General features: G+C 65.8%; 19 protein-coding genes. 8 read left to right on the top strand and 11 right to left on the bottom strand.

Translation table 11 applies throughout. The annotated features are described in order from the left end of the window. Window positions 1–818: 818 nt before the first annotated feature. Window positions 819–2627, bottom strand: a complete 1809-nt coding sequence (locus tag IG98_RS47320) for a relaxase/mobilization nuclease domain-containing protein (RefSeq protein WP_051752892.1) — start codon at window positions 2625–2627, stop codon at window positions 819–821. Next, window positions 2624–3193: a plasmid mobilization protein gene (locus tag IG98_RS47315; protein ID WP_051752891.1), complete on the bottom strand. Its 570-nt coding sequence runs from the start codon at window positions 3191–3193 to the stop codon at window positions 2624–2626. Before IG98_RS47315 ends, IG98_RS47320 begins: the two co-directional genes overlap by 4 nt. Window positions 3194–3559: 366 nt before the next feature. Here IG98_RS47315 and IG98_RS0125915 point away from each other — a divergent pair, with 366 nt between their 5' ends. Continuing rightward, window positions 3560–4717, top strand: coding sequence for a hypothetical protein (locus tag IG98_RS0125915; protein WP_063766283.1), 1158 nt, complete (start codon window positions 3560–3562; stop codon window positions 4715–4717). A gap of 321 nt (window positions 4718–5038) precedes the next feature. Continuing rightward, window positions 5039–6016 (top strand): hypothetical protein, encoded by a 978-nt coding sequence (locus tag IG98_RS0125905; RefSeq protein ID WP_157594518.1) that lies wholly within the window; start codon window positions 5039–5041, stop codon window positions 6014–6016. A gap of 41 nt (window positions 6017–6057) precedes the next feature. On the opposite strand, the gene IG98_RS0125900 is transcribed toward IG98_RS0125905, so the two are convergent. The 9 genes from IG98_RS0125900 to IG98_RS0125855 all read right to left on the bottom strand — a co-directional run bounded on the left by IG98_RS0125900 (window position 6058) and on the right by IG98_RS0125855 (window position 17855). Next, window positions 6058–9231: a type I restriction endonuclease subunit R gene (locus IG98_RS0125900; RefSeq protein ID WP_051752905.1), complete on the bottom strand. Its 3174-nt coding sequence runs from the start codon at window positions 9229–9231 to the stop codon at window positions 6058–6060. Further along, complete coding sequence (locus IG98_RS0125895) at window positions 9231–10232, bottom strand: restriction endonuclease subunit S (RefSeq protein ID WP_157594517.1); 1002 nt, start codon at window positions 10230–10232, stop codon at window positions 9231–9233. The genes IG98_RS0125900 and IG98_RS0125895 overlap by 1 nt, the downstream gene beginning before the upstream one ends. A 230-nt stretch (window positions 10233–10462) precedes the next feature. After that, on the bottom strand, window positions 10463–12208 hold the full coding sequence (locus tag IG98_RS0125890; RefSeq protein ID WP_030917325.1) for a type I restriction-modification system subunit M: 1746 nt from the start codon (window positions 12206–12208) through the stop codon (window positions 10463–10465). A 355-nt stretch (window positions 12209–12563) separates the two neighbouring features. Continuing rightward, complete coding sequence (locus tag IG98_RS0125885) at window positions 12564–13364, bottom strand: WbqC family protein (RefSeq protein WP_084195651.1); 801 nt, start codon at window positions 13362–13364, stop codon at window positions 12564–12566. Further along, window positions 13306–13974: a YdcF family protein gene (locus IG98_RS0125880; protein WP_030917319.1), complete on the bottom strand. Its 669-nt coding sequence runs from the start codon at window positions 13972–13974 to the stop codon at window positions 13306–13308. The genes IG98_RS0125885 and IG98_RS0125880 overlap by 59 nt, the downstream gene beginning before the upstream one ends. 15 nt (window positions 13975–13989) lie before the next feature. Beyond that, window positions 13990–14325: a hypothetical protein gene (locus IG98_RS52635; protein ID WP_211264100.1), complete on the bottom strand. Its 336-nt coding sequence runs from the start codon at window positions 14323–14325 to the stop codon at window positions 13990–13992. Window positions 14326–14455: 130 nt separating this feature from the next. Continuing rightward, complete coding sequence (locus tag IG98_RS0125870) at window positions 14456–15529, bottom strand: methyltransferase (protein WP_030917313.1); 1074 nt, start codon at window positions 15527–15529, stop codon at window positions 14456–14458. 8 nt (window positions 15530–15537) lie between these two features. After that, window positions 15538–16527 carry an ABC transporter substrate-binding protein gene (locus IG98_RS0125865; protein WP_084195650.1) on the bottom strand — a complete coding sequence of 330 codons (990 nt, stop codon included), beginning with the start codon at window positions 16525–16527 and terminating at the stop codon, window positions 15538–15540. Between the two features lie 485 nt (window positions 16528–17012). Next, window positions 17013–17855, bottom strand: a complete 843-nt coding sequence (locus tag IG98_RS0125855; RefSeq protein WP_169750177.1) for an SAM-dependent methyltransferase — start codon at window positions 17853–17855, stop codon at window positions 17013–17015. A gap of 167 nt (window positions 17856–18022) precedes the next feature. Here IG98_RS0125855 and IG98_RS49045 point away from each other — a divergent pair, with 167 nt between their 5' ends. From IG98_RS49045 to IG98_RS0125830, 6 genes are all read left to right on the top strand, one after another. Next, window positions 18023–19294, top strand: a complete 1272-nt coding sequence (locus IG98_RS49045) for an NsdA family TPR-like regulatory protein (protein ID WP_084195655.1) — start codon at window positions 18023–18025, stop codon at window positions 19292–19294. A gap of 8 nt (window positions 19295–19302) precedes the next feature. After that, window positions 19303–19848 carry a GNAT family N-acetyltransferase gene (locus IG98_RS0125850; RefSeq protein WP_211264099.1) on the top strand — a complete coding sequence of 182 codons (546 nt, stop codon included), beginning with the start codon at window positions 19303–19305 and terminating at the stop codon, window positions 19846–19848. Between the two features lie 376 nt (window positions 19849–20224). After that, window positions 20225–20398, top strand: a complete 174-nt coding sequence (locus tag IG98_RS49040; RefSeq protein ID WP_084195648.1) for an FxLD family lanthipeptide — start codon at window positions 20225–20227, stop codon at window positions 20396–20398. Window positions 20399–20506: 108 nt separating this feature from the next. Continuing rightward, window positions 20507–20671, top strand: coding sequence for an FxLD family lanthipeptide (locus tag IG98_RS49035; RefSeq protein ID WP_084195647.1), 165 nt, complete (start codon window positions 20507–20509; stop codon window positions 20669–20671). Between the two features lie 97 nt (window positions 20672–20768). After that, window positions 20769–23858 carry a lantibiotic dehydratase gene (locus IG98_RS0125835; RefSeq protein ID WP_084195646.1) on the top strand — a complete coding sequence of 1030 codons (3090 nt, stop codon included), beginning with the start codon at window positions 20769–20771 and terminating at the stop codon, window positions 23856–23858. Then, on the top strand, window positions 23855–25132 hold the full coding sequence (locus IG98_RS0125830; RefSeq protein ID WP_030917295.1) for a lanthionine synthetase C family protein: 1278 nt from the start codon (window positions 23855–23857) through the stop codon (window positions 25130–25132). Before IG98_RS0125835 ends, IG98_RS0125830 begins: the two co-directional genes overlap by 4 nt. Window positions 25133–25152: the final 20 nt, after the last annotated feature.

Below are 25152 nucleotides of genomic sequence, written 5' to 3'. Positions count from 1 at the left end.
GACCCGAAGTGTTCCACCGCCGGCGAAAGTGTTCCGCTGCCGCTGCCGGAAAGTTCCACCGCCGGAAAGTTCCACCACGTGCTGCCGGAAGCGTTCCACTACGTGCTGCCAGTTCCTGGCCTGGGTCCGTCCACTCTGGAACGCCCCGTCAACCAGATGAGTTCTCGGCTCCCTACGGTCACGGATCGGTCGCGTAGGGGTTGGTCGACCGGGAGCGACGAAGAGGGGTACCTCTGGATCTGTCGACCGACCTGCCCAAGACCCCTAGAAGTTCCTACTACAGTGCGTGATCACCCCCGGTGCTCAAGCCGATGTGGCCTGATCCAGTTGGGTCCAGCCGCGTTGAGGACACCAACCCAAAATCAGCGGCACAAATCGGGAGAGGTGAGGAAATCGGTGACACCGTCTCAAAGCCCGGAACGATCAGCTCGACCTCACAGCTATGTGCCCCACCGGAGCTCATGCCTCTGGATGCCCTGAGAGCCATGCTTGCCACGTCGCTGATCCCACAGCAACCAAAGATGATCTTGAAGTCCGCTGGGTAGTCACACTGATCACCCAGGAGCTCATCCGGCATGTAGAAGATCTAGGGGGCGCTGAGAGCACCTCACGTTGCCCTCTTCTCGGAAGGGTGAGCCTTTGCGATGGAACCAGTAGGGCCAGGGCCCATGCCGCTTTCCATGGTCCTAGAAAACCTCAGGCCGGGCTTTCCGGAGAGCCTCCATATGTGACGAAGGTCACAGATCAACTTCCGTCAGCTCGCGTGGAGCAGCACTAGCGAGGGAGACCACCGAACTGTGGAGAACCTCAATCTGGAGCTATCGGCCTCGGCTGCCCTGCCCCTGCGAGGGACCACGCTGCGGCGTCGACCGAACGGTCCGCTGAACCTGGGCGCGCTGGGTCTGCTGGGCTTGAGCGCGTTCGGTCCGCTCCTGAGCGACGCGCTCGGGGGACATCGCGGCGCGCAGGCCAATCTCCTTGCTAATGGCGGCCAACTGCCCGCGAGCCTCCTCAACGGTGGCCGGGCGACGTCGGCCCGGGAAGGCCAGCGCGGCCGCGGTCGCCGCGCCGTGCGCCTCCTGGTCGACGGGCCGGGCCGGGCGAGGCGGAGCGGCGGGCGGCGGGGAGCTGAACCGGGCCACGTCGGCGGCGGCCACGGTCGCCAGCTGCTCCAGGCGAGCATCGGTGAGAGCGCCGTAGCGGCGTTCGGTCCAGGCCGGGGCCGCTGCTGCGCGGCGCCGGTGTAGATCGTGGGCCAGGGTCTTGGTGTGCTCGGTGAGGGCGGCGGCTTGGCGCAGCTGGCGGTGTTGCTCGTGCCAGGCGGCGATGGTGGCCACCAGCACCAGCAGCGCGGCCGCCACCACCATCCACGTCGCACTGGCCGGCCCCTTACGGGCGGCGTGGCCGATAATCCGGACAACAGCCCGCACCTCGCCCCACCCCGCAGGGCGGCCGCGCCCCTCACCGCGGGGAGCCTGAGCCGACCAGGCCAGGCGGTCGGCCAGCGCCGCGATCGGCCCCGGCCCGCCCGCACTCGGCGTCTCGATGCGCTCGGCGAGCGCGGCCACCATCGCGGCCGCGCCCCGGCACCCACTGCGCCAGACCACGACGTCGCCGGGTGGGGTGTGCTGCAGGCGCTCGCGGACGGCGTCGACCAGCTGCGCGGCGCGTGCCCACTCCGTGACGTCGACGGCGGTCTGCTCGCCGGGACCGGGCGGGCCCGCGACGTCCGGGGAGCGCCGCCACTCGGCGAGCGCCTGGTGCTCATTGACGATGTCCCACTGCTGGCGCAGCCGGGGCAGGGTCAGGTCCGCGGCGAGCTTGCCGCCGCCGAACCACACCGGCTCCTGCCCCTCGGCCGGGCGTAGCGCGGCTGAGTAGCCGACGACCTGGTCGCGGCCGCCGGTGACGAACCGGGGCCGTACCAACGCCCCGGAGGCCTTGACCCGCCGGACAAATTCGGCTTCGCTCGCCGAGCGCGCGGCGGCCGCGCGCACCAGGCGGGCCAGGCGCTGCCGTTCGGAGGGGGCGCCGGCGCGCATCTTCTGGTGTTCGGCCTTGGAGTAGCCGGGCATGCCGTGCCCGGCGCGGCCTTCCACCACCACCAGGTCGAAGCGGCGCTCCATCTCAGCGCACACCCGGCTCATGGTGCGCCGGTCGTTCCAGGTGGCGGCGACCTTGCCGTCCTCGCGCACCAGGTTGACCATCAGGTGGATGTGCTCGTTGCCGCCGACCGAGCGGCCGTGGTGGACCGCGATCCACCGGCACGGCGCCCGGTCGTCCGCCTCGTCGAACCCCATCCTGGCCACCGCCGTACGGGCGACCTCGGCCCACTGCGCATCGGCCAGCTCCTCGCCGGGCGGCAGGGAGATCGCGCAGTGCCACACCCAGCCGTTCGGCGGCGTGACCCCGAGCAGGATGCGGTGTGAGTCCATGTCGCGGCCCAGCGCGTAGATGGCGTCGGCGTCGGCGACGTGGTCCAGCCGCGTTCCCTCGGCCAGGCCGAGCGTCACGTCGGCCGCGATGATGCGCTGGTCGGTGTGCTCCCCGCTGGAGCCGGGCCCGAACAGGTAGCGCACCAGCCCGGCGGGGCTGCTGCCGCGCTGAGCGGAGATGAAATTGTTCACCAGCCCCGGCCCCCGCCGCGGCCGTCGTCCTGGTCGTGGTCGGCGTCGTGGCCCTGGTGGCGGTCAACCTCGGCCTCGACGTCCAGGCCGTGATCGGCGTCGTCCTCGAGTACGGCACGGCGGCCGTACGGCAGGCCGAACTCGCCGTAGAGCGCGGTTGCCGCGTCCAGCCGCGCGAGGAAGCGCAGCGTCGCGTGCATCGTCGCCTCCAACGCTGCCGGCACCTCTCCGGTGGCGTTGGCCACCTTGGCCAGCTGGTTGAGGTTGACCCCCACGGCCGCCACCAGGCGGCGCGCGGCCAACAGCTCGGCGGCGTTCGCGCGCAGCTGGCTCGCACTCGCCGCGTCCCCGGCCAGGCCCGCCTCCACCAGGAACCGCGGCACGCTCACCCCGGCCTGCCCGGCCCGCGCGTCGACGATGGCCTGCTCGGCGTCCGACATCCGCACCGAGTGCTTGTGCGGCCGCCCGCCCGGCTCGCGCCGCTGCCTCACCGGCGGCCGCCGTGCCGGCTGACCGCCCGAGCCCGCGTCGCCCTCGTCCTGGCCCCGATCGTCTCCTGCCGCCATCCGGCCTCCCCCAGCGGAGCGACCCGCCCCCCGGCGGGACATCTCCTCCCAGACGATAGGAGAGGAGATCAACCGGGCGAAAGCTCGCGAAGCGATCCGGAGCCGGATCAAATATCTTGCTAACGCAGGAAACCGGTCCTCGCCTACGCGCGAGGCCCCTCGACACCACAGGTGTCACGCGCGGAGATGATGTCAGCCGATGCGCGGACTTGCCGCCCAGCGGATCGCTACGGTGAACGGCCATGCCCCTCCCCCCGTCGCCCTCCGATCTGTTGTCCTGGCGAGTGAGGGGCGCGACGATGTGGAGGCCATGGAGCCCCAGATATTCGATAACGGTCACTGCCGCGGCACGGCTACGCTCTCGCTGTGGACCGCTACGCCTGGCTACCAAGTCACCAGCAACACGCCGCCTACAGCCTCGCTCATGCCGACAACCTGATCGAGCGCGCCGGCCGCATCGCCCTCGATCACACCCGGCGAGGCACGGTGACCCTGAACGACATCGTCGTCGGAGACTTCGCCACCATGACGGTGACCGGGGTGGTGCCCCTCCCACAGGCCATGGTGCGGCTTGCCTCCGATGCCCTCAACCAGCTGCGGTCGACTCTTGAACACGTCCTTTATGCCGAGATAGAACATCGAGTCGATGCTCCTCTGACCAGCGGGCAAGCCCGCGGGGTGGAGATGCCTTGCACCTCATCCGTCGACAAGCTCCAGGAGTGGGCGACGAGGAGACCGCGTCGCGATGTGGACGTGCTGCAACCCGGGAGAGACCTGTACCGGCGGATCGCCGACCTGCAGCCGTTTCACCGCAGAAACTCCCAAGACGCCCACCCATTGAAGGTTCTGGTTGAGCACACCAACCACTCCAAGCACCGCACCCCGTCGCTCGCCGCCACTCTTATTGGCGCTGTGACTCCTGACCGGCCATCCGATGACATCCAGGTGACGATGCCATCAGACCGTCCAGTCCAGGTCGGCGACGTTCTGGCCAGGCTGCCGGTCGGCCGCGTCGTCGAGGTCAACCTGTGGCCAAAGGTCTCGATCCAGCGCCCCCACACCCAGACCTGGCACATCCTGATCCACGAACTGCGCGACCTTGAATCCTGGGTTCGCCAAACCGCCCTACCGACGCTGATCGCAGGTAGCACCGATGTCAGCCCGCTGCCTCCCCACCTCGACATCACCGTCGGCTACGCCGACTTCCGCACCGCGCTCGACGCAGCCAGCCCCGCTCCTGCTGCGGACCGTCTCGAAAAGCTGGTGGGCGCCGAGATGGCGCGTGAAGGGCTCCCCGGCATCCTGCTCTTGCACCCCCACGGCGTACCACACGGACAGGCCCTCACCGCATGGGCCGCCACACTGAGCGACGACGAAGTACTCCAAAGATTCGAAAGCCTGCATGGGCTTGAATGGCACGACTTCGATGCCACCGTCCGCGCCATGATCGACGAGGCGCTCAACGGTCACCGCGGGCCTACTGGTCCGCTACACCCTGCGCCGCGCCCCCATGCCCAACCATGATCCTTTAGGTCAGATCTCCACGGTACGAAGGGAGGGCCACTCTCCCCGCTGAGATCAGGTACTCGATGTCAGCCCTCTGCGGAAGAATGCCGTCATGGGCGAATCCCTCGCGACACAGTTCCTTAGAACAGATCTCGAGATTTCCTGCACTCAGTGCGGTTACCCGATATGGATCAGGTACTCAGAAGTCGTGGCGCAGGCCACCCTCACCTGTCCCTGCTGTTTCATCCAGCTCCGGTTAGTCGACGACACCGGCAGCGCTCAGAACGCGGGCAAGGTCATCGACGAGGAGATCACACGAGCTCTGAAAGGCCTCAGCCGATGAAGTACCAACAGCAGCTGCAGGTGGCTGTACGCGAACGACTTCGCCGACTCATGACGGTGTCCTTCGCCAATGCTGGCCACGAAGTACATCTCACAGTCACATGGATCAAAGGCCAGCCGGCGCTCAGAGGCTTGCTGGAGGAAGCTGGCAGAGCCGAGTCCGGCCTGGACCGAGAGCGTTTCCGCGCAGGTTTGGCCCGCGACGAGCCGTTCGTCTGGACAAGTAGGACCGAGGAAGGGCGTGCCACCCTCGTCTGGGGGCTGTTGCAGGACATCGCGGCGGAGGACGAACGCAATCCCCAGGCAGGGTTTCGGACCGCCATGGAATACAGCAACAAGTCCAACCTTCAGGACAGCTGGCGGGAGTTCGCTGAGGACATCCTGCAGCCGCTGTTCGACTTCCTCTGCGAACGTGTCGGCGCGGCGAGCAGCATCCTGCACACGCTGCAGCGCTATCGGACCCGCATCGAGTGGTTCGATCGCGACGAGCTGCACGCCCGTTACACGGCCGACACTGGCAACGGCGAGGAGATCTACAACCTCGACCTTCAGCGTTTCCTGTTCCTGGAAGGCGATCACCTCACGCACGCCAAGCCACGATCAGCCTCAGGCGAAGCGGATCTGATTGGCGACCTCGACGGCAGCGAGCCCTTGATCTGCGATGGAAAGATCTTCGACGGCAGCGGGCGAGGCAAGTCCTACCTCATCAAGGGCATGCACCAGATCATCAAGTACGCGCACGACTACGGGCAGCACACCGCTTACCTCGTTATCTACAATCTCACCGACAAGCTCATCGACTTCCCCACCGACGGCACCCCCGACGCCTGGCCGCCGTACACCGAACTCGCTGGCGTCCGGGTGTATTTCATTCACGTCCGGGCCCTGCCACCGACCACCACCGCCAGTAAGGCTGGCAAGGCCACCCGTGTGGTCATCGCCCGCGATGACCTCTCCAACCCCGATAGCGCCTGACACCCAATAGACGGTGTGGTCTCCACTGACCACGGGGCGATTCAGGGTGAACTGTGAGGGGATACCTCAAGATCTTGAGCAAGCCCGACATGCCCCTTGTCGATCGCGGCCTCGTAGAACGCGTCAGCGAGGGCCACGATGATCCCTTTGATCGCAGGCCCGTCGGTGAAGAAGTAGTCAGCCATGGTGTTGTGCGCCTCCTGGTTGTCGGCGACGGCCTCGGTGACGGCGGACTGGAAGTCCTGCGACTCCATGAACTGCTTCTTCGAGTTCACACGGGTCTGCTGGAGCAGGTTCGTGTCGGTGAGCAGTCGCTGCACGAGCCCCTGCACGAACTCCCGGATCTGGGACTCGGCGAACGACTCGGCGCCGAAGAGGTCGTTCATCTTGTCGATGACGACCTGGAGCGCGACGTACTTCGGCTCCTTCTTGGTGCCGGTGCCTGCTCCGCTAATCCCCTTCAGCTGGCCGTCTCCGGTCAGCGAGATGTCAACCGCGATTGCCTTGCTGTGCTTCACACCAACCAGGACCACGTCCGAAAGGTCGACCTCGGCGCTCCACGAGGACTCGGCGATGACCTTCTCCAAAAGCCGGAGGAAGATCGAGAGCATCTCCATATAAGGGTCGCCGTAGTCGACGATCTGGCTCATGAAGTCATAGAGCCGCACGTAAGTGGAGACGTCCTTGCGGAAGAGATCGAGCGTGTTGAGCGTGACCTTGTCCTCGGCCTCGATCGCTGCCGCATAGCGACGCCGGAAGTCATGCTGAGCCGGGCTGATCGCCGCCGAGAGCGCGTTATTGCCCTTGCGGGTGACCCACAGCTCGGCGACCTGGCGGACCTGCTCCTCGGTGTAGATGCCCGCTTGGGCGAGCTTGTTCGCCAGATGTATAACGACGTACGGGTTGGTCTCGGTCTCCAGGGTGGCGTTGGTGAAGTACGGCTCGAAGGCGGCCCTGATGTCGTCGGGCTTGTTGACGAAGTCGATGACGAACGTCTTGGCCTTCTGCTCCCCGCCGGCGGTGCGGTGGGTTCGGTTGAGCCGGGAGAGCGTCTGCACGGCGGTGACCCCAGAGAGCTTCTTGTCGACGTACATCGCCGAGAGCAGCGGCTGGTCGAAGCCGGTCTGGAATTTGTTGGCAACCAGCATGATCTTGTACGTGTCGCCCTTGAACGCCGCGGCCAGGTCGGCGCCCGCTCCAGGGTTCATTTTTGCCTCGGTGAACTCGTCGCCCTTCGACGGCGCCGGCCCCCAGCCCTGGCTCCACTCGTCGTTCTCGGCCATCGACACCGACCCAGAGAACGCAACTAAAGTCCGGTAGTTGTATGATGCGTCCTCGGCCGCCCGCTTGGCGATGTAAGCATCTATCGCCTTCTTGTACTTCACCGCGGCCTTGCGCGAGTCGGTGACGACCATCGCCTTCGCCTTGCCCTCCAGCAAGTGGGCAACGTTGAGGTGGAAGTGCTCGACGATGATCTTCACCTTCTGGCTGATGTTGGTCGGGTGCAGCTGCACCCACCGCATCAGCCCCTTGCGGGCAACCGACTCTTCGACCTCGCCACCACCGCCGCTCCCTGCCTTCCCATCGATCTTCAACACGGTGTCGTAGGACTGGTAACCCTTAAGCACGTCGAGGATGTAGCCCTCCTCGATCGCCTGCTTCATCGAGTACAGGTGGAACTCGCGCGGCTTGCCGTCCGGCCCCTTGCGGCCGAACAGCTCCAGGGTCTTGTTCTTCGGGGTTGCTGTGAAGGCGAAGTAGGAGATGTTTTCCGACTCGGCCCGCTCGGCCATCTCCGAGGCCAGGACCGCCTCGACGTCGATCGAGCCGCCCTCCTCAATCTCCTTGATCTCCTCGGCGGTCAGGACCTGCTTCAGTTTCGAGGAAATCTGTCCCGACTGCGAGGAGTGCGCCTCGTCTGCGATGACTGCGAACCGCTTGCCCTTCAGGCCAGAGTCGGCCCGAATCTCATCAAGTGCGTACGGGAAGGTCTGCACCGTCACCGCGATGATTAACTCGCCATTCTTCAGCGCCTGCGCCAGCAGGCCGGACTTTGACTTCGCACCGGCCTTGCGCACGTCCTCGGGACTGATCGTCGCGACGATCTTCCCTGTGCCGTCGATCTGCCGGATCGCGTCCTGAAGCTGCCCATCGAGCACCGTGCGGTCCACGACCACGATGACCGAGTCGAAGACCTTCTCATCATCGATGTGGAGCCGCGCGAGACGGTGTGCCGTCCAGGCGATCGTGTTCGTCTTTCCCGACCCCGCCGAGTGCTCAATCAGGTAACGCTGGCCGACACCCTCCTCAGCCACCGCGGCCACGATGTTTGTGACCGCCTCCCACTGATGGAACCGGGGGAACAACATGCTCGTACGGCGCACCGACGTGCCGGTCGCGACGTCCCACTCCTCCTTGGTCTCCACGATCATCAGCCGACCGATGATGTTGAGCCAGGCATGCTTCTCCCAGACCCGCTCCCACAGATATGCCGTCGCTGACCTCCCGTCCACACCAGGCGGGTTCCCGGCACCGTCCTCGAAGCCGGTGTCGAACGGCAGGAAATGCGTATCCTCGCCTTCCAGCCGGGTAGTCATCGCAGCCAGGTCGTTGGAGACCGCGAAGTGGACCAGCGCCCGATGCCCGAACGACAGCAGCGGCTCGCGCCGACCGTTGGTCAGCGGGTTGCGCTTCTTCTGGTACTGCTGGATCGCCTCGTTCAGCGACTGGGTGAAGTCGGTCTTCAGCTCCACCGTCGCGACCGGGAGCCCGTTGGCGAAGAACACTAGGTCGATGCTGCGTTGATCGGCGGTCGAGAAATGCACCTGACGCATCACCCGGACCCGCATCGCCGCATAGTGCGCGTTCGTTGTCTCATTCAGCGTTGTCTCGGGCCTGAACTGCGCCATCTTCAACCGGCCACCGCCGATGTACTGCACCCCGGCACGTAGGATGTTCAGCATCCCGCCGCCATGTTCCAGCGGCCTGTCAAGCGCCGTAGTCAGTACGTCGAGAAACTTCGCCTGCGACCCAGCCGTCTTCAACGCTTTCTCGTACGCCGACTTCTGAGTCGCCTCCAGCCACGCGAACAGATCCTCAGGGAACAGCGCCCGTTCACGGTCATAGCCGGTGTCGTCCGCCGAGTACAGCCACCCATGGGCCGCGAGGTACTCGCAGATTTCGGTCTCGAAGACGACCTCGTTGTGGCCAGCCATCACGCGACCTCTCGTACGTCGACCTGACCCGTCACGGCAGCGGTGATGAGTGCCGATCGGCGCTCGCGAGCGAGCTCGATCAGGCGCTGCGTCTCTGCGATGAGCGCGTCAATCTTCTCCGCCTGCTCGTCAAGATGGACCGCGATGCGGCGCTGCTCAGCTACGGACGCCGTCGGCACCCGAAGACTCTTGATGTCATCGAGAGCGAGTTGCATCTTCGTCCCGCCCGCTGCTCCCTGGTTGAGTTGGTCTTGGCCAGCAGTGGTCAGCATGAACCACCCCGCGAACCTTGAGTCCAGGCGGTTTGAATCAAGGCGGCAGAGGGCCACATGCTGGCTTACATACGAACCGACCCAATCGCTATCGACCACAGCTACGGATCCCAGGTAGGCGGTGATGGAGAAGAGCAGGTCTCCTATCTCCAGTATCGTCCGCGAGCCTTCGGTCACGTCAGCCGGGAGGCTAACGAACTGGATCTCGCCCCGGATGCTCAGGTTCGTACGAGGCAGATTTCCGATTCGCAGGAATCGCTCGCCGTCGTCAGCATAGTAGTCGCCCCAACCGCGAGACCCGCTCGTTAGAAACTTAATGTACCGGCGCAGTTGCACACTGGGCTCGCCGAGAACAGCGAAGGTTGTGTCCACAACCGCTTGCCGCCGCTCGCGGAGTATCTTGATCAGGCACTGCTGCTCCTCGATGAGCGTGTCGATGCGGGCGGTCTCGCGGTTGAGGTAGTCGGCGACAGCGCTCTGCGTTTCGAAGTCCGGGAGGTCAATCCGAATTTCAAGGAAATCGCCCTGGCTGATGTTCTGCATCGAGGAACTCGTCCCAACGCTCGCAGCTTCGACCTGAGATCGGTAGATTGGCGTCTTCGTCCACCAATCGACGAACCGCGGGTCAGCGCCACTGAATGTCACGGCCCACAGCCGGTCTGGAAGGTAGAGGTTCGGGAAGTCCTGACCCACTGCAGCAGCGACCCCCAAGTGTTGCTTTGTGTTCATTCGGCTCACAATCAGCGAGTCGGCCAGCACCGGACACGACACTCGGTCTAGGTCATGAGCATCCACTTGCTTGTTCTCTTCTGGACTAAAAACTCCGCCGTAAACGGCACTCGTCTTGAGCACGCCTGGCTCATCGGCGGTGGCTGGCCATGGTGCTCCATTGACGCTGGTTCCACTCTGGACGGATCTAACGACTCGCTTGAGCGGAAGGTTCCGCCACCCGATCCTGGTCACTTCTCGACCTCGCGGAGCAGATCGAGGATCTTGGCGACCTGTTTCTCCAGGTCGTCGTCGATTTCGGTGAGAGGGCGGGGCGGGACGTACTTGTAGAAGTGGCGGGTGAAAGGGATCTCATAGCCGGTCTTGACCTTGGCCCAGTCGATCCAGGCGTCGGGAACGTGCGGCTTCACCTCGGCATCGAAGTACGCCTGGATGACTTCGATCTTGCCCACAGGTCCGGCGGTCGAGCCGCCGTAGGTGAAGGGCACGTTCTCGGTGTCGCGCTTCTTGGAGTCAGGCTTCGGCTTCCTCTTGCGATCGACGACGGGCTTGCCGTCCTCATCCAGAAGTGATCGCTCGACGGTGATGGTCCAGTAGCCGAACTCGTCATTGCGCAACACCTTCGAGAACTCGGGGTCGGCATCGGCGAAGTCGGCGTATAGGCGGAGAACCTTGGCGCGGTCAGTATCGCTGAGCTCACGGTTCTTGTTGCCGAGGTTCTTGCGCATCTTGGTCCAGAACGAGGTGCCGTCGATGAGCTGGACCAGGCCCTTGCGGTCGGGGTGCTTGGTGTTGTCGAGGATCCAGATATAGGTGGGAATGGGGGTGTTGAAGAACATATTGGTCGGTAGTGCGACGATCGCCTCGACCAGGTCGTTTTCCAGCAGCCCCTTGCGGATGTTGGACGGGCCGGATTCTGCGCCCCCGTTGAAGAGCGGCGAGCCGTTCATGACGATTCCGACCCGGCCGCCGCCGTCCTCGGGGGCACGCATCTTGTGCGCCAGATGCAGCAGGAACAGCATCTGGCCGTCCGAGGTCGGCGGCAGGCCCGGCGCGAAGCGGCCGTATGGGCCTGCCTGGTCACGCTCTTTGGTGACGGCCTTGGCGTACTGCTTCCAGTCGACGCCGTATGGCGGGTTGGACATGCAGAAGTCGAACTGGCGGCCCTTGAAGGCGTCGTCGGTGAGCGTGTTACCGAAGGTGATGTTGGACGCGTCATGACCCTTGGCTAGCAGGTCGGACTTGCAGATCGCGTACGACTGCGGGTTGTACTCCTGGCCGTACAGACTCAGCCGGGCGCCCGGGTTATGCGCGAGCAAGTGCTCCTCGGCAAGGGCGAGCATGCCGCCGGTACCGGCGGTGGGGTCGTAAAGCGTACGGACGATGTTTTCCTCGTCCAGGACGGCGTCCTTCTCGGCGAAGAGAAGGTCGACCAGCAGTCGGATCGCGTCGCGCGGCGTGTAGTGGTCACCGGAGGTCTCGTTCGCGGCCTCGTTGAACTTGCGGATGATGTACTCGAACGCGTCCCCCATGTCGGCGTTGGACACTACATCGGGGTGCAGGTCGACGGCCGCGAAAGACTTCACGATCTCGCGCAGGAGACCGGCCTTCTCCAGGGCGATGATCTCCTTCTTGAAGTCGAAGTACTCGAAAACATCGACATCGGCGGAGAACCGGTCGATGTAGTCGACGAGATTGTCTTCGAGCCCGTCCGCGTCCTTCAGAAGGTTGGCGAAGCTGTACTTCGAGGTGTTGTAGAACGGCCGGCCAGTCTTCTTCTTGACCTCGACCCGGAGCCGGTTCGGGTTCTCGTATGCCGCAGCCAGGTCTCGGACGGTCTTGCGGTCCGGCTCCAGGATGCAGTCGAGGCGCCGAAGGATCGTGAACGGGAGGATCACGTTCCCGTACTGGTTGGGGCGGTAGGGACCCCGAAGCTGGTCGGCAATTGACCAGATGAAACTACCGAGCGTGCTCACAAGGCTCCTTACGGGAATCGCTCAACGTGCATAATTACGCTGGCCCACTGGGGTAGCCGTAACTCGGGCAAGGCAACGCACGTCCGCTGACGGGGCGTCATGAAGCCATCTTCGCGCACCTCGGCCTCCTGCGTACCCGGGAAATCAGGCCCGCCCGCACCGTAGTGGAACGGGCCGACACAAAGCGCGAGCAACGAGAGTCAGGCAGGTGAAGCCCTGCAGGATGTAGTCGTCGCCGTCCTCCTAGACGGTTGGCGAGTCACCGTCGGGGCTGTCGGGATTCTTGCCGAGGAACCGGAGTGCCATGAGCCCGGCATGGCGAGGAGTGCGAACCGATCTCCAAAGCCCAGCAGGGCTAGGCACCAGATCGGGGATCGTCCTCAAGAACTCGTCCGCGCAGGGCCTCCAGTTCCCGCCTCAGAGCGCCCGACCCGACGAGCATCAGGGCGTGTACCGCGCTCGCCTCCCGGGCGGATGCCCAGATGCCCGATCCGCGGGCCTGGAACGGGAGGACCTCGATCGAGTGGACCCGGAAAGCGGCCGGGTCCAGGTATCGCATGCCCCCGGTCCCGCACAGGTAGGTCGTGGCGCCTGTCAGCCAGGCCAGGTCGGCCAGGCGTTGCGAGCGTTCACCGGGTGCGAGCAGATCGCTGCTGTGCAGGATCCGCCCCCGCCACCCGACCTCCTCCAGCAGCAGGCGCGTGGACAGCTCCGTCACGTCCGCCAGTCGATCCGTACTCTCGAACGCGGCGAGTACGGGTTCGAGCCCCCTCTTGAACGACGGCCAGTAGGCACTGTGCCGGTAGTGGTCGGCGAGGAGCTGAGCGACCCGGCGCCGGCAGCGGGCGGGATCGGCCAGACGCGCTCCGCGGATGGAGGTGGAGCGGCCGTATGGCAGATGGGTGGAAATGGAGAGCCATTGCGGCTGCCACGAGCCGTCGAGCGAGGCGAGGCGCGCACGGTGCTGGTAGTCCCTGCGTGCGAACTGCACGTCGTCCAGGACGATCCAGTAGTCGGCGGCGAACAGCTTGGCCAGCGTCACCAGCCGGGGGAAGAGATTGGGCTGGTGGATAGCGCACACCTCGCCGTACGGCAGGTCAGGGCGTAAGGAGCCTGCTGTCGAATCCGGCGCGGAGAAGAGCCTTGTAGGCGTCATGAACCTCTCCTGGGACGGGCTGCTCGATGGCGTAGCCGAGCTTGGGGTACTCGATCACGCGCTGGAGGTCGCCGACGAGCATGTCGATGACCAACTTCGGATCACCGATCGAGCTGACGTAGTCATCCAGCTCAAGCGGCTCGGAGGCGCACACCACCTCGACCTCGGGCCATACCCTTCGTGCCGTGGCGTAGGCCCGGCGCTCCATGTACGGCTTGGAGATCAGGAGCACCGAACCGGGCCGAATACCCGCATCGGCCAGCACCTGGCGGGACAGTGCGATGTTCTGGCCGGTGTTGGTGGCGTTCGGCTCCAGCAGAATCGCCTCGTCGGACATGCCGAGGTCGAGCGCGTGCTCGCGGTAGTGGACGGCCTCGCCTCGGGGGAAGCGCGCCGCCGTAGTGGGGCTGGTGGCACCGGAGAAGACGAGCAGCGGGAACCAACCGGCGCGGTGCAAGTCGACTGCCGCGCGGGCCACCCCCAGATCGTGGCTGCCCAGGCCGATGGCCACGTCACACCGGCTCAGGTCGTGGTGCATCTGGTGGTAGTCCCAGATGGTGTGGGCGTGCTGCCACTGCTCGTCGGTGATGACCTGCTGCTTGACGCTCACTCGGTTGCTCCCTGGTCACCGTGGCAGAGGGAGGCGGATTTCCCCCTGGATGCCCTCGATGCTGCGCAGTTGGTGCGCGAGCCCATGCTGCGCGGCCTCGCGTGCGGCACGGTCGAGGATCAGCACCCCATCATCCACTGTGGCCCGATCCGAAAGCAGGACGTGCCCGTAAGCCGTCTCTAGCCGGACCCGCTGCATGGGCGCATCGGTGACTGCGGTGGCGCGGCCCTGCAGCGGAGAGGTCAAGACGGCCTCGGCCGCGACGAGCAAACTAAATAGGTCGTCGTTATCGCCGACGAGCCGGTCGAGCTCGTCGGGAGTGATGTGAACCAATTTGATGACATCGTTCACGCGCTTAAGTCGAATCACGGGGGTTCCTGTAGGGGGCAGGTTGAAAGGTTCGGTGCGCCAGGGCTGATCGGCAACGTCAGCGCGTGCGTACGGTGTGGGGTCCGTACGCACGCGCTGACGTTGCCGAGCTTCACTTGAGCGTCGCTACCACCAGGTTCAGACCGCCGGCCAGAGGCTTGTTGCGCCGTGGCACGAACCCGGCCTTGGTCAACAGCTCGGTGTACTGGCTGCTGGTGCGCTCCTGTCCGCCGGGGAAGAACTTCATCATGGTGACGTCCAGGAGGGCGTTGAGCGTCAGCTTGTCGATGCACCACAGCGCGGTCGGGCGCTGCGACATGACCATGGCGGTACGGACCCGCGCCAAGAGCCGCAGCGCGTCCTCATCACCCCAGTTGTGCAGGATGCTGCCCAGCAGGTACACCCCGCTCCCGGGCGCCGCGTCGAGGCAGGGGACGCCTTCGAAGGCATCGCCTGCCAACACCTGCCAGCGGTCGGCCATCCCGCGAGCGGCCATGGCCGCCTCGGCTCGTTCGGCGACCGACGGCAGCTCCTGCAGAACTCCGTTCAGGTGCGGGTGGGCCTCCAGGACGGTCGCGAGCATCATGCCGGTGCCGCCACCCACGTCCACGATGGTCCGCACGTTGGAGAAGTCCTGATCGGCGAGTGCTCTCGCGACCGGGTGGGAGCGGGAGGACATGAACTCGCCGAACATCTCCCTCTGCTTCGGGTGGCCTTCCAGGTACGCATACAGCGAGTGCTTGCCGCCGGGAAGGACGGGCCGGCCGGTGCGAACGACCTCACCCAGCTGGGGCACGGCGCTCCAGCTGACGGGAGTGGCGGCCCAGGTCACCGCGTGCCGCATGGAGCCCGGGACATCGCGTCGCAATGCGGCCCCCAGGTCGGTCAAGCTGACGCCCCCGGGGGTCAGGGTGACGACGCCCGCGGCGACCATCGGGAGCAGGATCCGCTCCAGCAGGTCCGGGATGGCGCCGCACCGCTCGGCGACCTCGTGGACCGGAAGGATTTTCTCGTCGGTCGCGTCCAGGGCGTCGGCGACGCCAAGCTCGCAGAAGGCGTTCAGCGCGCCGAAGAGCGCGATGCCGTCGATGATGTCCTGGATGTTTTCCTGCTGCCGGGCGCTCACATGGTCGGTGCCGGGTGGTGGAGTGGTGCGAACGCGCTGGGGCAGGCTGGCCTGGCTCATGGGTGCGGTTACCCTTTCGGCGTTGAGGTTGGCGTCGGCGTCGTCAGCAGCTGGTCCACGTTGAACGGTTTGGTCAGGTAGCCGATCTCGTGCATGGTGTCGGCGACGCGCTGCAGGCGGTTCTTGTCGCACGTGACGGGCCAGGTGCCCAGGGCGATGACGGCGGCGGTCGCGGAGTCGATCTTGGTGTAGGTCGGCAAGATCTCCTCGACGGCGTTGCGGTCACCGGCGGCGTCATGCTGAGCCCGCACGATGGCGCGCTGGAACCTCGCGGCGAGGTCCGGGTTCCGGGCTGCCCACTCTGAGGAGACGACCCACCCGGCGATGGGGAAGATATCCAGAGGGCCGCCGGCCGCGGTCATGTCCCCGATCTGTGTGCCGCCGGAGTAGCCGATCTGCGTGCTGTAGGGCTCGGTGACCCATGCGGCATCGACCCTGCCCGCCAGAAGATGCGTCTTCATCTCAGGGAGCGGGAACTCCTTGAAGGTCACGTCATTCGCGGTCAGGCCGACCTGCCGCAGAGCCACCGTGACCGTTAGCGTCCCGATGCTGCGCAGCGTCGCGACCCCGATGGTTTTGCCCTTCAGGTCCGCCATGCTCTTGATGGCGGAGTTCTTGGGGACCATGACGACGAACGTGCCGGGTGCGGCCTGGTAGTTGTCGGCGATCACGGTGAGTTTCCGCCCGGCGTCAGCGGCTTGGATGACCGTGACGTAGTTGCCCTGGATGACGTCGAAGCTGCCACCGATGAGGCTTTCCAGGGCGGGACCGGCACCTTGGATGGGCGCGATGCTGACGTCGAGCCCTTCGGCGCGGAAGTAACCGCGATTTCTGGCGATGTGAGCGGTGGAGGCGTCCGGGACCGGCAACGCACCGACCTTGATCTTGGTCAGCGGAGACTCTGCGACGTCCTTGGAGGGATCCGTGACGCCACAGGCCGATATAGCGACAGTAAGCAACAGGGCAATTACCGAAAGTGTCCGTTGGGGGGAACGCAAGGACCGCTCCGAATCGTAAAAGGAAATGTCAGATGGGTGGGCGGCCGACTGCCGCTCAGCGAGGAGGGGGGAACTTAGCTCTCATGAGAGGGCTGAGCGAAGCCGTGGGGTGAGATCGAAGGGGAACGATCGGGCGCGTCAGAGCTCGTGCGATATGCGCGGCGGCGGCCTCGATCTCACTGGCGGGGGCGATGGGCGCTCCCCAGATCCACCACAGCCACGGCTTACCCTGCCGGGGTCTCACGGTGATCCGTCCTCCGAAGGCGGCGTTGTCGCGCCTGACGACGACGAGAGACAGATGTGATCGCGTGGTGAGGGTCGCCTGGAATCTTCTGCCCTCCACCGTCTTGCCGAGGGTACGCAGAATGATCTCGTCGCCGGGCTGGTCCATCACGTTGATCACCGCCGGTTTCGTCGTGAGGTCGATAGATAGCGTGTGAAGGGGGGCGACGCTCGCGGCCGGCCGGGGATGCCATCGCTGTGCATCATCGGTTCCGTAGCACGGCGATACCCCCGACGAAGTGCCCGCTCTGCGTCACGGGCGCATTTGTCCGGCGAGGCCTGTGGGGCTCCAGCGGCACCACTCCCGGCTCCAGCGCCTCGAACCCGTCGAACAACCCGACGATCTCCTCCATCGGGCGCGGGTAGATCTGCGCGTCCGCAGCCACGTAGGCGGCGGTCGCCTTCTCCAGATCCTCTTTGCTCATGGCACCAGGGCAGGCGTGTGAGAGCACCAGGTGGCTACCCTCGGGCATCCACTCCCGCAGCGTGGTCAGGATCCGTCGCGGCTCGTCGTCGGGCATGAAGTGCAACAGCGCGCCGGCGATGACCGCACCCGGCTTACCACCGGACCGCAGTGCCTCTATGTCCGGGTGCTGCAGCAACGTGGTGGTGTTTCGGACATCGGCCTCGACGATGCGCACCAGGTCGTTCGTCGCGAGCAGCGCCCGGCCGTGGGCTGCGACGTTCGGGTTGTTGTCCACATACACGAACCGGGCGCCAGGCACGATCCGCTGGGCCACCCGATGCAGATCATCCTTGGCGGGACTGTTCGAAGGCAGGCCCGACCCCAGGTCGAGAAACCATCGCATCTCCATGCGGGCGAGGGTCTCAACGCTCTCGATGAGGAACTGTCGGTTGGCGCGGGCCAGCTCGGGCAGTTCAGGAATGATCTCGGTGAGCTGCTCGGCCGTAGCGCGGTCGCCCCCGAAATTGTCCTTGCCACCCCGCAGCGTGTCATACACGCCAGCGGATGTAGGAGGCGAACCGGGCAGCTCAACGTATGGTCTGAGGGCTTCACTCATCATGGAACTTTCCGGGCTGGTCATCGTGTTCTCCTTGCCTTTGCTTGCCCTCCCCTCCATGCAACTGTGCGGGCGGGCCACCAGACCGGACGCGAAGGAGGACCTTTCACCGGACTTTTCCTTCTCTCGGCGGACTTTCGCTGGAAAAGTCCTGCGCTACCGTGAGGAACGGTGACTACCCCGAGGCGGACATGACCGAGCAGTGGACGGCGTTCGATCGCGAGTGCAGACTGCGTGGCTGGGGACAAGCGGCCGCGTTCCTTGCGGAATACGCGAGGTCAGCGCAGTTGATGGGGGAGGAGGCTAATTTGACTGAGCGACAATTACGTCGTTGGCGCAAACCGAATCCGCCCCTTCCTCGTCCCCGAGCATGGCGGGTGCTGCACGCGATGTTCGGCATGAGTCCTACTGAACTGGGTTTTCCGTCGCCGCCTCCGAGTAGAACGGAATACATCGAGCGGACATCCGAAAACACGTTTGGCCTGGACCGTAGAATGTTCCTGGCCGATACCCTCGGCGCTGCCGCGAGTATTAGCCTGTCCGGTTCCGACTCTGTAGGTACCACCCATATCGCTGAGCTGCGCGAGGTTTTGCGTTCGCTCTATGCTCTCGACGATGCCTATGGCGGGGGTGATGTGCGATCTCTTGCCGTACGGCATCTGCAACGGATTCGTCGTGTGATCAACACCGGAAGCTACCCCGCCAGTGTCGGCCGACAACTCCAGCTTCTGGCAGGAGAAACAGCGGAGCATTGTGGTTGGTTGCATTATGATGCCGACCAGCAAGATGAGGCTCGCCGGTTCTGGGGCGAGGCATTGACCACCGCCACCATGCTGCGTGATCCAAGCCTTGAGGTTATGGTGTTTGCCAGCCTCAGTATGCAAGCCATTCACGAAGACCGGCCTCGGGACGGCTATGACCTAGCCCGCGCGGCCCGGCTGCGCGCTGAGGCTATGCAGTCGCCAATTTTGGTATCGATGATCGTCGCACGTGAAGCTCGCGCTCTTGCGAAAATGCGAGACAACAGCGGTGCGCGACGGGAACTCGCTTGTGCGATGCGCGTGATTGAACGTTCCGACCGAGAGCGGCCGGCACCGTCATGGGCAGCCTTCCATGGACAGGCCGAACTTGGTTACACGCAGGGCTTGATCTACGCAGAAACCGGGCACCATAACGCGGCTGTTCCGTTTCTGCGCGCTGCTCTGGCCCATCAAGAGCGCACCTATACCCGTAATGCTGCTCTTTATCGGATCACTCTGGCCCGTAGCCTGGTGCTGGCTGGAGAGGCTGACGAGGCCGCTTCTGAAGCGGTTGCTTCTCTGCCTCATCTGGAAGAAGTCGAATCCGGGCGTGTGATCCGGCGGCTGAGGGAGGTCCGCAACCTTCTCGCGAAGACCGACAGTCGAACAACAGCCGGTTCGGTAGAGGTCTTATCGAATCACCTAACAGAGAGGGCGATATGACTGATCAGGTGACCATCCAGCGATGGGACGGCAGCGGGGCGGTGGCGCAGCTGGACGCGATCCTTTCAGCGTACGAAGAGGTATACGCCGAGCCTCCGTACCTGGAGGGACCACGGGATGTCGCAGAGTTCATCGAGCGCTTCCAGCGTCAGGTCGAACGTCCGGGCTTCCGGCTTGCGATCGCGTATGAGGATATGGAAGTCATCGGTTTCACTTTCGGATACCTGTTGCCGCCGGACACCCAATGGTGGCGAGGGCTGCTTCGACCGGTACCGGAGGAGTTCACGCGGGAAACCGGGGACCGAACCTTCGTCATCATAGAACTGGCTGTCCGAAACCCGTGGCGGCGGCGCGGCATTGCCAAAAAGCTTCACACCGCTCTGATAGAAGGTCTGGAGGTCGAGCGGGTTACGTTGACGATGCGACCCGAGCCAGAAGCGAGACCGGCCCAATTGGCGTACGAGTCATGGGGATACAAGAAGGTTGGGGAGTCGCGACCTTGGGACGAGGCGCCGCTGTATGACTCAATGGTCCTCAACATGAAGAGCCACTGATCCCTAGCAGGATGTCAGCGAATACATAGACGTCCATCGGCCGGAGCCGCAGGATCGAATAGGGTTCGGCCGCGATACCTGCATGCCGCTTTCGCGGGTAGGGTTACCTTTAATCAATTCGACTTTCCGTAAACCCGAAAGTCTCATTCTGTAACCCTTGCAATAAATGTTCAGCAAGCAGCCTGACGTTAAGCGTGCCCGCAGTCAGGCATTATGTCATCGTCGATTGCTTTTTTTGGCTGCCCGGCATTTGAGAAGGTAGCCGAAAATAGCGCCATGCCAAAAAGCGCCGAAAAGAAAACTCTTGACAACTCCAAGTGGAAGGCATGCAATACGGAGCACTTCCAATCAACCGTTAAATCGGAAGGAGCCTTTGATGAGCGTCAGCACGATGACGCTGGAGTCGCGGGTCGAGGAGACGGCCGACTCGGACCTCTTCGACCTGGACATCCGTGTCGTGGAGAGCAGCGGTCAGATCAACAGTCTGATCTCGACCACAGACGGCGGGTGCGGGTCCACGTGCGGCAGCAGCTGCGTCAGCAGCACGTAACCAGCGAACGCGGATGCTGGCTGTGCATATCGCCAGGCATCCGCTCTCGTACGGAACTCAGGGCGGGGCCAATCCAAGCTCCGCAATCGAGCAGAAAGGAGATTTCGGATGACCGCGACAGTACTGGAGTTGCAGGTTGAGGAGCCGGCCGGGTCGGACCTCTTCGACCTGGACGTCCGCACACTGGAGGTAGCGGACTCGGCCGGTCTGATCAACATGACCGACGACGGTTGCACCAGCACCTGCGGTGCCTGCGTTACCAACGCCCCCTGATCGGGCGCACGCCTGATCTCAGGCCGGTGCCGTTGCATGGGCCCTCCCGCAGCGGCGCCGGCCATCCCTTGATCACCGCGACATCACGGAGGTATGCATGCCCTCCCACGTTCGTCCGGGGTTCCGATCTGCCGGCACGGCCCTCATCCGTGCCAGCGCCCACTCCTGGCCAGATCTGCCGCCGTGGCCTGACCTGACCGATCCCGCGCCCGAGCGCGTCGCTTCCTGGGCGCACTGGCTCCGGCAGGTGTGGGCGGTCGACGGCCTCGCCGAAGCCCTGGACCACGCCAGCCCCGTGCTCGCCGCGCAGGTGCGAACCCTTTGCGCGGCCGAGGAGCCCGCCGTCCGCGAGACGTGGCGCGCGGTGCTGTCCGTGGCCCGCTACCTGCAGCGCATGGTGGGGCGAGCGACGCCGTTCGGCTTGTTCGCCGGGGTGGCCCCGGCGTCCTTCGGGGCCACCGCGCAACTGAGCTGGGGTACCCGGCATCACGCCGTTGCCCGAGCGGGGGCGGAATGGCTGGCCGACGTCGTCGCACAACTGGAGGGATGCCCCGGCCTTATGGCCCGGCTGCCGGTGGTGGCCAACACCACGCTGATGGTGCGCGGAAACCGTCTGATCGTGCCCTATCAGCCGCGGGGAACAGGGGCGGTGGAGATCTCGCTGCGCCACACCGCCGCGGTGCGCGCCGCGATCGACGCGGCCCGCGCACCAATCCGCATGGAGGACCTGGAAGCGAAGATCCAGGCAGAATTCCCGGCGGCCGCGTCGGCGAAGATCTCGGCGATGCTCATCGAGCTGGTCACTCGTGGCGCATTGATCACCAGCTTGCATGCGCCCAGCACCGAACCCGATGCCTTGGGCCACCTGGTGGAGCGACTGGAGGCGGCTGGGGTCGCGACGGTGGCACTGGTCGCCGACCTGGCCGTCGAGCTAAAAGAGGTCCATGCACTCCTTGAGCGTCACAACCAGGCGCCTGCGAGCGAGGGCCGCGTAGTTCGCACGGACGCGACCGCGCGGATGCGCCGCCTCGCCCGGACCAGGCAACACCCGCTGGCGGTGGATCTGCGGCTGGATGCGCAGGCTGTCCTCCCCGAAGAGGTCGCCCGTGAAGCAGAGCGTGCCGCGCTGACCCTGGTACGTCTGAGCGCCTACCCCTACGGCACACCCGCTTGGAGGGCCTACCACCAGCGGTTCTACGAACGGTTCGGCATCGGGTCGATGGTGCCGCTGCTGGACGTCGTCAGCGACAGCGGTATCGGCTGGCCTGATGGATACCCGGGCACGGTGACACCCGCGCAGCGCTCGCCGATGTCGAGCCGCGACGAGGTGCTGCTGGCGCTGGCTCAAGACGCGGCACTCGACGGCCGCGCCGAGGTGGTCTTGGACGAACAGCTGATCGCGGCCCTGGAGCTGGGTTCCCAACGGCTGCGGCCACCGTCGCACCTGGAGCTGGGGGTACGCATTCATGCCACCGACCAGCAGGCTTTGCAGCGCGGCGACTTCCGCCTGGAGATCATGACTCTCTCACGAGCCGCGGGGGTAGTGACCGGCCGGTTCCTGAGCGTCCTTCACCCGCGGGACCGGAAAGAGTTGGCCGCTGAGCTGGCGGACCTGCCGGGCGGCGACCCCGACACCATGGCGGCGCAGCTGTCCTTCCCGCCGCTGGACCCGGCAACCACACACGTGACCCGAGCTCCACAGACCCTGCCGACCGTGATCAGCTTGGCTGAGCACCGCACCGCCGACGAGGGGACACTGACTGCCGAGGATCTCGCGGTGGGCTGCGACGGCCGCCGGATGTACCTGGCCGCGCCCGCGCTCGGACAGCGGCTGGAAGCCGCGGGAATGCACGCGCTGAACCTGCAGACCCACACACCGCCACTCGCCCGCTTCCTGACCGAACTCAGCCGTGCCCAATGCGCCCAGGTGGCGATGTTTGATTGGGGGGCCGCCGCACGTCTGCCGTTTTTGCCGAGGTTACGCTTCGGTCGCACGATCTTGTCCCCGGCGAGGTGGCGACTGAAGGCGGCCGAGCTGCCCACTCGCTCGCAACCGTGGACGGTATGGGATGAGGCCCTGACCGCCTGGCGGGTGCGGCGTCGGGTGCCGAGTCTGGTGCGCCTGACCGAGGGGGACCGGCTGCTGCCTCTGAACCTGGACGTGGCCGGGCACCGGGCGCTGCTGCGCGCGCACCTGAACACCTCGTCGCACGCCGTGCTGACCGAGGTCTCAGCCCCCGAAGACGCCGGTTGGTGCGAGGGACGCCCTCATGAGGTGATCGTGACGCTGATGGCCGTCGAACCGCCGCCGTGGCCGCGCTTGCCGACACCCACCCGGGCACGGATCGTCGGCCGCACCCAAGGTCAGATGCCTGCTACTTCCCGTGTGCTGCTGGCCAGCCTGTATGGGGACATCCACCGCCAAGACATTGTTCTCACCGAGCACCTGCCCATCCTGCTCGACCGGCTCGGCCGACCGGCCTGGTGGTACATCCGCTACCGCGACCCTGACCATCATCTGCGTCTGCGCATCGCCTTGCCCGACCCAACAGGATTCGGCCTGGCCGTGCGTACGGTAAGTATCTGGGCCGAGGAACTGCATCGGGCCGGTCTGCTACGCGAGGTGACCTACCCCACCTCCTACCCCGAGACCGGCCGCTGGGGATCCGGCCCGGCGATGGGCGCGGCCGAGGCGGTGTTCGGCGCCGACTCGCGCGCCCTGCTCGTCCAACTTGGCCAGCCGGTCCGCCCCCACCACCAAGCGCTGGTGACCGCCCATAACGTCGCGATCGCCGTGGCGTTCACCGGCAGTGTCGCCACGGGCATGCAGTGGCTGATCGACCACATTCCCGCCACCGCACCGGGCCGGGTCGCGCGGCCGGTGTTCACCGAGGCCGTCCAAATCGCCGACCCCCGCGACGACTGGGCGGCGCTGCGCGCGGCCCCGGGCGGCGCCGCGATCGTCGCCGCCTGGAAGCCCCGAGACGAGACCCTGGCCGCCTACCGTACCCACCTGGCCGGCCCCGACGCCGTGGGCATCGACGTCGACGACGTCCTCGGCTCCCTGATGCACATCCACTTCGTACGCGCCTGCGGCATCGACTTCGACGACGAGGCCGTGGGCATGTACCTCGCCCGCGCCGCGGCCCTGGCCTGGCGTGCTCGCACCTGCGGTGGCCGCTCGTGACCGATGACCACCCCGCCGCCGCGTTCGCCGAAGCGGTCGCTAACCAGTTGGCGCGTCCCGATGCCGTTGCCGGGCCGTCGACCGCTCAGCCGTGGTGGCGCCAGTCGCTGGCCCACGGGGCGCCGGGCATCGCCCTGCTGCACATCGAACGCGCCGCCGTAGGCCTCGCACCGTGGCAGCGCGCCCACGACTGGCTCACCTACGCCACCCGAGTTCCGCTCACCGCCGGAGCCGACAGCCACCTGTTTCATGGTGCTCCGGCTATCGCTCACGTTCTCGCCTGCGCGGCCGCCGCCCGGCCCGGCTCCTACGAGAAGGCCCTGGAAGGCCTCGACAGGGTGATCACCGCTGATGTCCGGCGCCGGGCTGGTTTCGCGCAGGCCCGCATCACCGCGGGGCGCCTGCCCGCACTGGCCGAGTTCGACGTGATCCGAGGCCTGACTGGCGTCTGCTCCTACCTGCTGCGCCGCGACCCCGGCGGCGAAGCGGTCCGCGCCGTTTTGGAGTACCTGGTGCGCCTGACCAAGCCCCTGAAGATCAATGGGGAGACACTGCCGGGCTGGTGGAGCGCCTCGGGCCCCTCCGGGCGCGACAGCGTCCGGTTCGCCGGGGGGCACGGCAACTGCGGGGTGGCCCACGGGATCGGCGGCCCGCTGGCCCTGCTGGCGCTCGCCGCCCAGCGCGGCGTCACCGTGCCCGGCCACCGTGACGCCATCGGCCGGATCTGCGCGTGGCTGGATCGGTGGCGCACCGACACCGGCGCCGGCCCGCTGTGGCCGTACTGGGTCAACCGCTCTCAGCTACGCGCCGGACATCGCGACCTCGACGGCCCGCAACGTCCCGCATGGTGCTACGGCACGGTCGGCCTGGCACGCGCCCAGCAGCTCGCCGCCCTGGCCATCGGAGATACCGACCGCCGACACATAGCGGAGGACGCCTTGATCCACGCTCTGACCAACCCTCTCCATCGCGCGGCGATCACCGACACTTCGCTGTGCCACGGCTACGCCGGGCTCGCCCATGTCGCCACCATCTCGGCCTCTGAGGCCACCCCGGACGCCGCGGCCCGGCTGCATGCCCTCGTCCCTGACCTGCTGGACGCCGTCCAGCCCGCCGCCGGCGATCCCGAACACACCGCCGCCGCTCTCCTGGGTGACGTTGGACGCGATCCGGCTTTTCTCGACGGCGCCGCCGGCGTCGCCTTGGCCGCCCTTGCCCCCAGCACCGCGACCCTGCCCCGAACCGGCTGGGATGCCTGCCTGCTCATCGCCTGACCGCCCGCGACCGACCTACC

Origin of the sequence: Streptosporangium amethystogenes, from assembly GCF_000721075.1 — a bacterium.
Lineage (GTDB): Bacteria > Actinomycetota > Actinomycetes > Streptosporangiales > Streptosporangiaceae > Streptosporangium > Streptosporangium amethystogenes.
Note: the sequence above shows the minus strand (reverse complement) of the source record. Positions and strands in the feature narration are given on the sequence as shown.